This window comes from Variovorax sp. P1_H12_2, from assembly GCF_056405335.1.
The window spans coordinates 1-12,536 of the sequence record NZ_JBFUCI010000166.1 but is presented as its reverse complement, the minus strand read 5'-3'; the positions used below and the strand labels follow the sequence as shown (position 1 = coordinate 12,536).

Genomic DNA, 12,536 nt, shown 5'->3' with positions numbered 1-12,536 from the left:
GGGCTGGCGCCCGGCAGCTGCGCCGAGACGTTGATGATCGGCGTGTTGTAGCTCGGCAGCGCCGCGACCGGGATCTGGAAATAGGCAAAGATGCCGACCACCACCACCGCGGCGGAGAGCAGCACCGTCATCGCAGGACGACGGATGCACAGCTCGGAGATGTTCATGTGCGCTCCCGGTCCGCGACGACGCTGGCGCTGGACGGCGCGACCGAGGCCGCACTGCCCGGCGAGGGCCCGGGCGCCGCGTTGCCGGGCTGCTGTTTCTGCTGCGGGGCCGGCGGCGCGTCGACCCGCACCTTGCCGCCGGGCCGCACGTTCTGCTTGCCCTCGATCACCACCTGCTCGCCCGGCTCGACGCCGCGGACCACGACCTGGGTGCCGAAGTTGTAGACGGCCTCGACCTTGCGCCGCGCGGCCTTGCGCTCGGCATCGACGACATAGACCGAGCTGCCGTCGGCCAGCATCATGAGCGCCGAGGCCGGCAGCACGGTCGCATTCTCGATCGTGCGCACCGTCACCCGGGTCTCGACGAACTGGCCGGGCCAGAGCGCCTGGTCGGCGTTGTCGAACACCGCCTTGGCACGCACCGTGCCGATCAATGGGTCGACCGTGTTGTCGACGAAGCTGAGCGTGCCCGACAGCGGTGCCTTGCGCCCGGCCACCAGCGCCTCGACCGGCGTGTGCTCGCGCGCCGCCGTCAGCAGATCCTGCAGCTTGCCTTCAGGCACCGGGAAGCTCACCGCGATCGGGTCGAGCTGGGTGATCGTGACCAGCGACAGGCTGGGCTGCACCAGCGTACCCGGATAGATGTTGACCGCGCCGATGCGCCCGGCGATCGGCGCGCGCAGCGTCGCGTAGCCAAGCGCCACCTGGGCCGACTGCACCGCCGCCCGGTCGGCCGCCACGGCGGCGCGTTGCGCCTCCAGCTGCGACAGCGTCGCATCGGCGGCGCTCTTGGCGATGAAGGCCTGCGCCACCAGGTCCTGGCTGCGCTTGTACTGGCGTTCCAGGTCGGCCAGCATGGCCTCGTCGCGCTGCTGCTGGGCGCGCGCCTTGGCGAGGTTGGCCTGGTCGGGGCGGTCGTCGAGCGTGAACAGCAGCTGGCCGGCCTTGACGAACTGGCCTTCCTTCACGTGCACCTCGCGCACCGTGTTCGTCACTTGCGGCCGCAGGTCCACGCTGTTGAGGGACACCACGCTGCCGTTGACCTGCACCGTGACCGGGACGTTCTGCCGCTGCGCGGCCGCCAGGGTGACCAGGGCCGGGGCGCCGGGGGCGGCGGCCTGGGTGGCCGCGGCGCTGCGCGTCTTGGCGCCCGACCACCACCAGGTGCCCGCCGCGGCGGCGACGACCAGCACACCCGACAGGGCGAGAACGAGATTCTTCTTCATGGGGTTCCAGGTGGCATCTGATGGATCGTGGGGCCGGCGGCTCGCACTTTTCTGGCGGCGGCAACTATTGGAGCAGCGGCGCGCAGAAAGAGCCCACATCTGCCGTAAAGAAATGTAAAGCGGCCAGGCAGAATGGCACGGTCGGTGGCTTCCGGTGGCTGCTCTTGGCGCCCGTGGCCGCTAGAATTCGCGCTCCACAGCCTCTGGATATACCCCATGAATCGCTGCACATCGCCCCGAACATCGCCCATTCTGATCGCACTGGCCGCCCTGCTGATCGCGCCCGCCGTCGCCCTCTTCGGCGGCCACGCCTCGGCCCAGCTCGTCGAGCCTTCGGCGACCCAGAACGAGGCCGCGAACGGCGGACGCAATTTTCCCCCGGGCACCCTGCGCGGCCGCTTCATGGTCGTGAATGCGCCCGAGATCCAGCTCGATGGCCAGCCCGAACGGCTGTCGCCCGGCGCCCGCATCCGCAGCGCCGACCGCATGCTGGTGATGCCGGCCTCGATCACCGGCCAGAACCTGCTGGTGAACTACACCCGCGACGCCGCAGGCCTGGTGCGCGAAGTCTGGATCCTGTCGCCAGACGAGGCCCGGGCCAAGCGGGCCTCGGCCGAAAAGCCGCTGCTCAATTTCTGGCCCTTCGTGGCCGACAGCGGCCCGCGCGACGACGGCAAGACGCCGTTCGACCAGTTGCCCAGATACGGGCAGTAGACAGCTCACCCCCAGGTTGGCTCACTTCGTGTAGCCGCCCCCCTCGCCGGGGGCGACACCAGCGGCCTGGCGGAGCCAGTTCCGCGGTGTCCCGCGAGCGTCCGGCGGAGTCAGTGACATTCTTATCTCGAGGGAGATCCCCATGACCCCCAAAGTTTTCATCAAGACCTTCGGCTGCCAGATGAACGAGTACGACTCGGACAAGATGGCCGACGTGCTGCGCGCCGCCGAAGGCTACGAACCGACCACCAACGTGGACGAGGCCGACCTGATCCTCTTCAACACCTGCTCGGTGCGCGAGAAGGCGCAGGAAAAGGTGTTCTCCGACCTCGGCCGCGTCAAGCACCTGAAGGCCAAGGGCGTGAAGATCGGCGTCGGCGGCTGCGTCGCCAGCCAGGAGGGCGCGGCGATCATCGCGCGTGCGCCCTATGTCGACGTGGTCTTCGGGCCCCAGACCCTGCACCGGCTGCCCGAGATGCTGAGCCAGCGCGAGCGCGAGGGCCGGCCGCAAGTGGACATCAGCTTCCCCGAGATCGAGAAATTCGACCACCTGCCGCCGGCGCGTGTCGACGGCGTCACCGCCTTCGTCTCGATCATGGAAGGCTGCTCGAAGTACTGCAGCTACTGCGTGGTCCCCTACACCCGCGGCGAGGAGATCAACCGGCCGCTGGACGATGTGCTGGTCGAGGTCGCCGGACTGGTCGAGCAGGGCGTGCGCGAGGTCACCTTGCTGGGGCAGAACGTGAATGCCTACCGCGGCCGGATGGGCGACACGGCGGAGATCGCCGACTTCGCCACCCTGATCGAGTACATCGCCGAGATCCCGGGCATCGAGCGCATCCGCTACACCACCAGCCACCCCAACGAGTTCACCGCGCGGCTGATCGACGCCTATGCGCGCGTGCCGCAGCTCGTGAGCCACCTGCACCTGCCGGTGCAGCACGGCAGCGACCGCATCCTGATGGCGATGAAGCGCGGCTACACCGCCATGGAATACAAGAGCACGGTGCGCAAGCTGCGCGCGATCCGCCCCGATCTCGCGCTCAGCAGCGACTTCATCGTCGGCTTCCCGGGCGAGACCGACGAGGACTTCGGCAAGATGATGAAGCTGATCGACGACCTCGAATTCGACGCCAGCTTCAGCTTCATCTTCAGCCCGCGGCCCGGCACGCCGGCGGCGGCGCTGCACGATGACACGCCGCATGCGGTCAAGCTGGCGCGGCTGCAGCAGCTGCAGGCCGTGATCGACGGCAACGTCCGGCGCTTCGGCGAAAGCCGGGTCGCCAGCGTGCAGCGGGTGCTGGTCGAAGGCGCCTCGCGCAAGGATGCGCACGAGCTCATGGGCCGCACCGAGTGCAACCGGGTGGTCAACTTCGAGGGCGACGCCCGGCTGGTCGGGCAGATGATCGATGTGCGCATCACGCGCTCGCTGGCCTACACGCTGCGCGGCGAGGTCGTGACGGCCGAATCGGTCGCCTGATGGCGAAACTGACTTCGGCGCGCGGCTCTTTCCAGCAGTTGCTGCTGTTCGCGTTCCTGCTGATCACCGCGCTGCTGGTGGGCGTGGCCCTGCGCGCCGTGTTCCAGTACGACGTGCTGATGACCCAGAGCCGCGATGCCGCGGCGCGCGCGCTCACGCTGTCGGGCGCCGCCCAGTCGCTGGCCGAGCGCAGCGCCGCGATGGAGCGCGCCGGCCGCCAGTCGCTGGTGCTCAACGACGCCGTGCTGCGGCGCCGCTTCGAGGACGCCGCGCGCGACGCCCGCCAGGTGCTGGGCCGGCTCGGCAGCAACGGCCTCGGTCCCGACGGCCCCGACAAGTGGCGCGAGCAGTTCGACGTCATCCAGGGCCTGATGAGCGGCGCCCCCGAGACCTCGCTGGCACGCGAGAGTTCGATGGCGGTGCAGTTCCGGGAGCTCGACGCCCTCAACACCCAGATCGCGCAGCAGGCGCAGTTCCTGATCGAGACCCAGAACAACGAGCTGGCCCAGCGCATCGAGACCGCGCGCAAGCGCCTGATGCGGCTCGTGATCGCCGCCAGCGCGCTGGCCGTTTCGCTGGCGCTGGCCTTCGGCATCTGGCTGGCGCGGCCATTCAAGCGGCTCGAGCGCGCGATCGTCGGCCTCGGCGAGAACCGGCTCGACGTCCCGATCGACATCCAAGGACCGGCCGACGTCCGGCGGGTGTCGCAGCAGCTCGAGTGGCTGCGGCTGCGGCTGACCGAGCTCGACGCCGACAAGGCACGTTTCCTGCGACACGTCTCGCATGAACTCAAGACCCCGCTGGCCGCACTGCGCGAAGGCGTTTCGCTGCTGGAAGACGGCGTGACCGGCGCCCTCAACCCGGCCCAGCTCGAGGTGACGCAGATCCTGCAGCAGAACACGGTCGCGCTGCAGGGCCAGATCGAGGCCCTGCTGCGCTTCAACGCGGCCGCCTTCGAAGCCCGCGAGCTGCGCCGCGAGCGCACGCCGCTGCTGCCGCTGGTCGAGGAGCAGATCGAGACCCAGCGGCTGCAATGGCAGGCCAACGGCCTCACCGTGCGCGCCGAGGGCGAGCCGATCTCGGTGGTGGTCGACCCGGTCAAGCTCGGCACCGCGCTGGCCAACCTGCTGTCGAACGCGATCCGCTTCTCGGCCCGCGGCGGCACCATCACGATCACGGTGTCGAGCACCGCCGACACCGCGCAGATCGACATCGCCGACGCCGGCCCGGGTATCGCCGAGGGCGATCGCGACCGGGTCTTCGAGCCTTTCTACCGCGGCGAACGACAGCCCCAGCATTCGGTCAAGGGCACCGGCATCGGCCTTTCGATCGTGCAGGAGTACATTGCAGCCCATGGTGGCCGCGTCACGCTGCTGCCGGAGGGGCCGGGTGCGCGATTCCGCATCGCGCTGCCGCGCTCCGCCTGAAATCCATCGCCCACGCGCCTTTTCCTAGTTTCATGTTCTCTCCGATCTTTCGCAGATCCGCCGCCGCCATGACCTTCGTCGTGCCGCTGCTGCTGGCCGGCTGCGCCATCCCTCGCAAGCCGCCGGCCGAGGCGGTCGCGGTGGCCGTCACCCCGCCGCCTGCGCCGCCGGCGATCACCCCGGTCGAGGCCGAGCCGCTGGCGCCCGCGACGCAGCCCGCGGGCCTTTTCACCCAATGGACCCAGGGCCCGGTGGGCGCGATCCTGGCCTACGCCGACAAGGTGCGTCCGCTCGGCCCACCCGAACTCGCGGCCGAGCTCAACCGGCTCGGCGATCTGGTCGAGACACCCACGGTCCAGATGCAGATGGCGATCGTGCTGGCCCAGACCCGCTCGTCGGCCGACCTTGCGCGCGCCAGCGGGCTGCTGCAGCGCGTGATCGCCAATCCCTCGGCCGACGCCCAGCCGCTTCAGCCGCTGGCCCGTACCCTGTCGGCGCGCTATGCGGAGCAGCGCAAGGTCGAGGACGAGCGCGACAAGCAGGCGCAGCAACTGCGCGACAGCCAGCGGCGCATCGACCAGCTCAACGACCGGATCGAGGCGCTGCGGGCGATCGAACGCAGCTTTGCGCGTCCGGCGCCGGCCACGGCCCCGACGATGCCGAAAGCCGCCCCGTGAGCAGCGCGCCATCGTCGTCGCTCCCGAAGCTGCCGCCCGACGCGCCGGCGCGCGGCGCCCGCCTGCTGGTGGTCGACGACGACGCCGACATGCTGCGCCTGCTGTCGATGCGGCTCACCTCCGCCGGCTACCAGGTCACGGCCGTGACCTCGGCCGAATCGGCGCTGACCCAGCTCGAGATCGAGCATCCCCAGCTGGTGCTCAGCGACGTCCGGCTGCCGGGCCGCGACGGCCTGGCGCTGTTCGACGAGGTCCGCAAGCGCCATCCGACCTTGCCCGTGATCCTGCTGACCGCGCACGGCACCATTCCCGACGCCGTCGAGGCCACGGCGCGCGGCGTCTTCACCTACCTCACCAAGCCCTACGACGCCCGCGAGCTGCTCGAGAAGATCGGCCAGGCGCTGGCCCTGGGCGCGCCGGCCGCCACGCCCGGCAAGGCCGGCGACGAAAGCTGGCGCGCCGAGATCGTGAGCCGCAGCAACCGCATGGCCGAGCTGCTGGCCGAGGCCAGAATGGTCGCCAAGTYGGATGCCAGCGTGCTGCTGCGCGGCGACAGCGGCGCCGGCAAGGAGGTGCTGGCGCGCGCCATCCACCGCGCCAGCGCGCGCGCCGACAAGCCCTTCGTGGCGGTCAATTGCGGCGCCATCCCCGAAGCGCTGCTGGAATCCGAGCTGTTCGGCCACATGAAGGGCGCCTTCACCGACGCGGTCGCCAACCACAAGGGCCTGTTCCAGCAGGCCGACGGCGGCACCCTGCTCCTGGACGAGATCGGGGACATGCCGCCGGCGCTGCAGGTCAAGCTGCTGCGGGTGCTGCAGGAGCGCGCGGTGCGGCCGCTCGGCGCCAGCCAGTCGATCGCGGTCGACGTCCGGATCATCTCGGCCACCCACCGCGACCTCGATGCCGCGATGGAGGCCGGACAGTTCCGCGAAGACCTGTACTACCGCCTCAATGTCGTGACACTGAGCCTGCCGCCGCTGTCGGCGCGGCGCGAGGACATTCCGTTGCTGGCCAACCACTTCCTGCAGCGGCTGTCGACCAAGTACAACAAGCGCCTGTCGGGCTTCGCGCCGGAGGCGCTGAAGGCGCTGACCACCGCCTCCTGGCCCGGCAACGTGCGGCAGCTGTTCAACGTCGTCGAGCAGGTCTGCGCCCTCTCGAGCTCGCCGCTGATCCCGCTGGCCCTGGTGCAGCGCGCCCTGCGGGTGCCGAGCGTCGAGGTCCAGACCTACGCCGAGGCCAAGCAGCGCTTCGAGCGCGACTACCTGGTCGGCCTGCTCAAGCTGACCGACGGCAATGTCGCCGACGCGGCCCGCCTCGCGGACCGCAACCGGACCGAGTTCTACCGCCTGCTGCAGAAGCACGAACTCACGCCGGGACACTTCAAGGCCGACGCCGCGTCGCCGGGCAGCGAAAACGGTCGCTGACCAGCGACACGCCAAGTTGTTGATTTGATTGGGTTTTGTCAGTCAGGCTCGGTGGCTGTCGGGTCCAGGCGACAAATTCGGGGGGTTTGGCCGCGGTTCTGGCCGCCCACCCCCCCTGAAAAACCGAAAAATCAGTCCAAGCAATTGATTTCAAAGGGTTTTTCCGGGCTGGCACAGGGTTTGCCCCTGTAGAGGCATGACAGCACTCACCAGCCCCACTTTCGCACTGCGTCCGCAGCGCGACGGCCTGCGTCAAAAGCAGTTTTCCCTCTCGCGGCCCCGCGCCGCGGGTCATTCGCTGGCAGCCCTGGCGGGCGCCGGCAGCATCGCGCCCGAAAGCGTGTTCAAGCGCTTTCCGGCAATCGGCGACACGCCCTCCCTCGACCGGCAACGGGGCTGAACCGCGTGAAGCCCCATCTGTACGTCCAGCCGAAGCTGCTGGCGGAAGCTGATTTCTCGCACCGCAGCCCGCTGCGCGAGGAACGCCACCCCAATTCGGTGACGGCCCCCCCGATCAACCGGGGCTCGATGACGCCGCGCCCCTGGCGCGGCTTCTGGAACAGCATCGGCACCGCCCTGCTGGTCAAGCTCGGCGCCGGCAAGGCAGCCGCCCCCCGGGCCGCGACCGGCATCCAGCAGCCCTGGCAGCGCGCGGCCGCCCAGCGACGCTTCGCCTTCATGGCGCTGACGCTGCTGAGCACCGTGATCGCCGGCACGCTCTTCGCCCGCGTCCAGCCCGACTACGACAACCTGTGGCTCGAATACAGCCAAATCGCGCTCTACGCCGTCCTGTCGGGCTGGGTCGTGACCGGTTTCGTGACCGCGCTGATGGGCTTCTACGTCTCGGTGCGCGGTGACAAGCACGCGCTGTCGGGCAAGCAGGTGGCCGACCACCCGATGAACCCCGAAGCGCGCACGGCGATCATCATGCCGATCTGCAACGAGGACGTGTCGACGGTGTTCGCCGGCCTGCGCGCGACCTGCGAATCGGTGGCCGCCACCGGCCACGCACAGCAGTTCGACGTCTTCGTGCTGTCCGACAGCTACACGCCCGAGATCGCCGCCGCCGAGCGCGCCGCCTGGGAAGACCTGCGCGCCGCGCTGGCCCTCAACTACGCGAACAACCCGAGCCAGCCCCAGGTCGAGGTCTACTACCGCCTGCGCACCCGCCGCACGCACCGCAAGGCCGGCAACGTGGCCGACTTCTGCCGCCGCTGGGGCAAGGACTACCGCTACATGGTGGTGCTCGACGCCGACAGCGTCATGAGCGGCGACTGCCTGACCTCGATGGTCAAGCTGATGGAAGCCAACCCGACGGCCGGGATCATCCAGACCGCGACCCAGGCCATCGGCCATGTCACGCTGCACGCCCGCGCCCAGCAGTTCGCCTCGCGCATGACGGGCCGCCTGTTCACGCTAGGCATGCAGTTCTGGCAGCTCGGCGAGTCGCACTACTGGGGCCACAACGCGATCATCCGCGTCCAGCCCTTCATGGAGCACTGCGCGCTGGCGCCGATCAAGGGCTCCGGCGGCATGTCGGGCGGCATCATGTCGCACGACTTCGTCGAGGCCGCGCTGATGCGCCGTGCCGGCTATCACGTGTGGCTGGTGGCCGACCTGGTCGGCAGCTACGAGCAGCAGCCGCCGGACCTGCTGTCCGAACTGCAGCGCGACCGCCGCTGGTGCCAGGGCAACCTGCAGAACGCCCGCCTGATGGCCGAACCCGGCCTGCATCCGGTGCACCGCGCGATGTTCGTCACCGGCACCATGGCCTATGCCTCGGCACCGCTGTGGCTGGCCTTCCTGACCCTGGGCACCGCCCTGTGGCTCAGCGGCTCGAGCGTGGTCGAGCACTGGCTCGCGATGCCGATGGAGCTGGCCGGCCTCTGGCTGTGGACCCTGTGCCTGCTGTTCCTGCCGCGCGTGCTGGGCATCGTGGCGGTGGTGCTGCGCGGCGAGCAGCGCCAGTTCGGCGGCATCGGCGGCCTGCTCAAGAGCGCCCTGCTCGAAAGCGCGCTGGCCATCGTGCAGGCGCCGGTGCGGATGCTCGCGCACTCGCTGTTCGTCGTCGTCGCCATGACCGGCCTCAAGCTCGACTGGAAGTCGCCCCCGCGCGAAGCGGCCGCCGTGCCGTGGCGCATCGCGCTGCAGCAGCTGGCGCCGATGACCCTGGTGATCGCCGCGCTGGCGGTCGGCATCGCGCTGATCGATGCCAGCGCGCTGACCTGGCTGATGCCGGTCGGCCTGCCGCTGCTGCTGGCGATCCCGCTGACGGTGCTGACCAGCCAGATCGCGCTCGGCAATGCGCTGCGCGACCGCGGCTTCCTGCTGATCCCCGAGGAGTCGCGCTCGCCGGCCGTGCTGCGCAGGGCCTGGATGCACGCGTTGCGGCTGGCCCGCCCGGCGGCAGTCTGAGCCTCTCGTCCCCCCATGAAAAAACCGCCCTCGGGCGGTTTTTTCATGGTCGAAACGATCGTGCTCAGAAGCGCGGCATCCCGCCGCCTCCGCCCATCGGCGGCATCCCCTTCATGCCGCCCATGCGCTTCATCATCTTCATGAGGCCGCCGCCCTTCATCTTCTTCATCATCCCCTGCATCTGCTCGAACTCGTTGAGCAGCCGGTTCACTTCCTGGACCTGGACGCCGGCGCCGGCCGCGATGCGGCGCTTGCGCGTGGCCTTGAGCAGTTCGGGCTTGCGGCGCTCCAGCGGCGTCATGCTGTTGATGATCCCCTCCTTGCGCCGGATGTCGCGCTCGGCCCGGGTCATGTCGGCCTCGGTCGCCTTGGCCGCCATCTGGGCCGGCAGCTTGTCGAGGATGCTCGACRGCCCGCCCATCTGCTTCATCTGCTGCAGCTGGCCGAGGAAGTCGTTGAGGTCGAAGCCGGCACCGCTCTTCACCTTGGCCGCCAGCTTCTGCGCCGCCGCGACGTCGACGCCGGCCGTGACCTGCTCGACCAGCGCGACGATGTCGCCCATGCCCAGGATGCGGCCGGCATGGCGCTCGGCGTCGAACACCTCGAGGCCGTCGATCTTCTCGCTGACGCCGGCGAACTTGATCGGCACGCCCGTGACCTGGCGCACCGACAGCGCGGCGCCGCCGCGCGAGTCGCCGTCGGTCTTGGTCAGGATGATGCCGGTCAGCGGCAGCGCCTCCTTGAAGGCGCGGGCGGTGTTGATCGCGTCCTGGCCCTGCATCGCGTCGACCACGAACAGCGTCTCGACCGGATCGAGCGCCGCATGCAGCTGCTGGATCTCGGTCATCAGGACCTCGTCGATCGCCAGCCGGCCGGYGGTGTCGACCAGCAGCACGTCGAAGAAGTGGCGCTTGGCGTGATCGAGCGCGGCGCGCGCGATGTCGAGCGGCTTCTGGTCCGGCGTGCTCGGAAACCACTCGGCGCCGGCCTGCTTGGTCACGGTTTTGAGCTGCTCGATCGCGGCCGGCCGGTAGACGTCGCCCGACACCGTCAGCACCTTCTTCTTGCGCTTCTCGATCAGGTGCTTGGCCAGCTTGGCGGTGGTGGTGGTCTTGCCGGCGCCCTGCAGGCCGGCCATCAGGATCACGGCCGGCGGCTGGGCCGCCAGGTTGATGTCGGCCACGCCCTCGCCCATGGTGGCGGCCAGCTCGCGGTTCACGATACCGACCAGCGCCTGGCCCGGCTTCAGCGAACCGAGCACTTCCTGGCCGAGCGCCTTTTCCTTCACGCGGGCGACGAAATCGCGCACGACGGGCAAGGCGACGTCGGCCTCGAGCAGGGCCATGCGCACCTCGCGCAGCATGTCCTGGACATTGCTTTCGGTGATGCGGGCCTGGCCGCTGACCTGTTTGACGAGGCGGGTGAATTTTTCGGTGAGGGCGCTGGCCATGGATGCTTCCCGCTGGACGGGACCGGTATGAAGACGGGAGCAGCGGGCTTCCGCAGAAGGCGAGAAGCTAAACTCCAGCCGATGATTTTAGCGATCCCCTCCCCGCTCGGCGTGGCACTGGGCATCGCCACCGCCGCCGCCTATGGCGTCACCGCCGCCGCCGCCTCCCGGCTCAGCCGTTCCTCGACCCAGTGGATGCTGGTGCTGGCCTGGCTGCTGCACGCCTTGACGCTGGGCGCCGGGCTGGTCGGCGGAGGCCCGCGCTTCGGCTTTGCCCCGGCCATTTCGGTCACGGCCTGGCTGGTGCTGACGGTCTACGCCATCGAAAGCAGCCTCTATCCGCAGCTCAAGGTCCGGCGCGCGCTCGCGGCGCTGGGCGCGGCCGCGGTGCTGCTGGCGGTGCTGTTCCCCGGCACGCCGCTGCATGTTTCGGCCTCGCCATGGCTGCCGCTGCACCTCGCGCTCGGCATTGCTTCGTACGGCCTGTTCGGTGCCGCAGTGGTCCATGCCTGGCTCATGACGCGGGCCGAGAAGCAGATCCGGCTCGCCGCCGAGCCGCAGGGCGGCGTGCCGCTGCTGACCATGGAGCGGCTCACCTTCCGTTTCGTGACCGCGGGCTTCGTCCTGCTGTCGGCCACGCTGCTGGCCGGGCTGCTGTTCAGCGAGACGCTGTACGGCGGCACGGCGCGCGGCTGGAAGTGGGACCACAAGACCGTGTTCTCGGTGCTGGCCTGGCTCACCTTCGCGATCCTCCTGACCGGCCGCGCACGCTTCGGCTGGCGCGGCCGCACCGCACGGCGCGTGCTTTACGCGGGCTCGGCATTGCTGCTGCTGGCCTACGTCGGCTCGCGCTTCGTGCTTGAAGTCGTGCTGACGCGCGCAACCCCATGAAATACCTGCTCGTCTTCGCGGTGGTCTTCATCGCGATCTGGCTCTGGCGCAAGAACCGGCGCGAGGAAATGCAGTCGCGTCCGCCGCCGCGCAAGCCCCCGGCCGTCGGTGCGCCGCAGGCCATGGTGCGCTGCGCGCACTGCGGCCTCCACCTGCCCGCCGCCGATGCGATCAGCGGCCCCGATGGCGCCGTCTACTGCAGCCCGGCGCATCGCCAAGCCGGCAAGAAATGAACTCCCGCCCGGCGCGCCAGGCATGACCGCGTTCCTGCGCGCCCGGGGCGAACCGGCGACCGACTGGAGTTCGCTCGAACGATTCAGCGGCCAAAGTACCGCGCTGCTGCGCCTGTGGCGCGGCTTCGTGGCCGCGCGCTGCTTCGTGGCCGCGGTGCTGCTGCTGCTGCAGGCCGTGGCCCTGGCGCTCGGGCAGACGCCGCAACCGGTGGCGGTCGCGCTGTGCACGGGCTACCTGGTGGCGGCGCTGCTGGCCGCGCGCTTTGCGCCGTTCCAGCTGCTGCGCGGCCTGGGCCGCGCCTGGTTCTCCACCATCGGCGTCGACCTGGTCATCTTCACCGCGCTGCAGGTGCTCCAGGTGGGGAGCATCAACTACTCGCCGCTGTTCGCGCTGCCGGTCCTGATGGGCGCCGTGCTGGGCACCGGTGC

At 69.8% G+C, this 12,536-nt stretch carries 12 protein-coding genes and 1 pseudogene; 10 read left to right on the top strand and 3 right to left on the bottom strand.

The features are described from left to right. Positions 1-167, bottom strand: a 167-nt coding sequence (locus AC1D2K_RS17610) for an efflux RND transporter permease subunit (RefSeq protein ID WP_478090124.1), incomplete at its 3' end; no start/stop codon positions are given. Continuing rightward, positions 164-1,393 carry an efflux RND transporter periplasmic adaptor subunit gene (locus AC1D2K_RS17605; RefSeq protein WP_478090122.1) on the bottom strand — a complete coding sequence of 410 codons (1,230 nt, stop codon included), beginning with the start codon at positions 1,391-1,393 and terminating at the stop codon, positions 164-166. The genes AC1D2K_RS17605 and AC1D2K_RS17610, both read right to left, overlap by 4 nt. A 216-nt stretch (positions 1,394-1,609) precedes the next feature. On the opposite strand from AC1D2K_RS17605, the gene AC1D2K_RS17600 reads away from it, so the two are divergent. The 7 genes from AC1D2K_RS17600 to mdoH all read left to right on the top strand — a co-directional run bounded on the left by AC1D2K_RS17600 (position 1,610) and on the right by mdoH (position 9,533). Beyond that, positions 1,610-2,107, top strand: a complete 498-nt coding sequence (locus AC1D2K_RS17600; RefSeq protein ID WP_478090121.1) for a hypothetical protein — start codon at positions 1,610-1,612, stop codon at positions 2,105-2,107. A gap of 142 nt (positions 2,108-2,249) precedes the next feature. Continuing rightward, on the top strand, positions 2,250-3,587 hold the full coding sequence (miaB, locus tag AC1D2K_RS17595; protein WP_478090120.1) for a tRNA (N6-isopentenyl adenosine(37)-C2)-methylthiotransferase MiaB: 1,338 nt from the start codon (positions 2,250-2,252) through the stop codon (positions 3,585-3,587). After that, entirely contained in the window at positions 3,587-5,014 is a 1,428-nt protein-coding gene (locus AC1D2K_RS17590; protein ID WP_478090119.1) for a sensor histidine kinase, read from the top strand. The genes miaB and AC1D2K_RS17590 overlap by 1 nt, the downstream gene beginning before the upstream one ends. Positions 5,015-5,082: 68 nt before the next feature. Further along, complete coding sequence (locus AC1D2K_RS17585) at positions 5,083-5,691, top strand: hypothetical protein (RefSeq protein WP_478090118.1); 609 nt, start codon at positions 5,083-5,085, stop codon at positions 5,689-5,691. A gap of 89 nt (positions 5,692-5,780) precedes the next feature. Beyond that, positions 5,781-7,118, top strand: coding sequence for a sigma 54-interacting transcriptional regulator (locus tag AC1D2K_RS17580; RefSeq protein WP_478090123.1), 1,338 nt, complete (start codon positions 5,781-5,783; stop codon positions 7,116-7,118). A 196-nt stretch (positions 7,119-7,314) separates the two neighbouring features. After that, a complete protein-coding gene (locus AC1D2K_RS17575) occupies positions 7,315-7,518 on the top strand; it encodes a hypothetical protein (protein ID WP_478090117.1) in 204 nt (67 codons plus the stop codon). 5 nt (positions 7,519-7,523) lie between these two features. Continuing rightward, positions 7,524-9,533 carry a glucans biosynthesis glucosyltransferase MdoH gene (gene mdoH / locus AC1D2K_RS17570; protein WP_478090116.1) on the top strand — a complete coding sequence of 670 codons (2,010 nt, stop codon included), beginning with the start codon at positions 7,524-7,526 and terminating at the stop codon, positions 9,531-9,533. A 64-nt stretch (positions 9,534-9,597) separates the two neighbouring features. Here the strand turns inward: mdoH and ffh are convergent, their stop codons facing one another. Further along, positions 9,598-10,983, bottom strand: a complete 1,386-nt coding sequence (ffh, locus tag AC1D2K_RS17565) for a signal recognition particle protein (RefSeq protein ID WP_478090115.1) — start codon at positions 10,981-10,983, stop codon at positions 9,598-9,600. An 81-nt stretch (positions 10,984-11,064) separates the two neighbouring features. Between ffh and AC1D2K_RS17560 the strand changes: the two genes are divergently transcribed. The 3 genes and pseudogenes from AC1D2K_RS17560 to AC1D2K_RS17550 all read left to right on the top strand — a co-directional run. After that, positions 11,065-11,874 (top strand): cytochrome C assembly family protein, encoded by an 810-nt coding sequence (locus AC1D2K_RS17560; protein WP_478090114.1) that lies wholly within the window; start codon positions 11,065-11,067, stop codon positions 11,872-11,874. After that, entirely contained in the window at positions 11,871-12,107 is a 237-nt protein-coding gene (locus AC1D2K_RS17555; RefSeq protein ID WP_478090113.1) for a PP0621 family protein, read from the top strand. Before AC1D2K_RS17560 ends, AC1D2K_RS17555 begins: the two co-directional genes overlap by 4 nt. Positions 12,108-12,129: 22 nt before the next feature. Further along, positions 12,130-12,536: pseudogene (locus AC1D2K_RS17550) on the top strand (PAS domain-containing sensor histidine kinase); the annotation flags it as partial.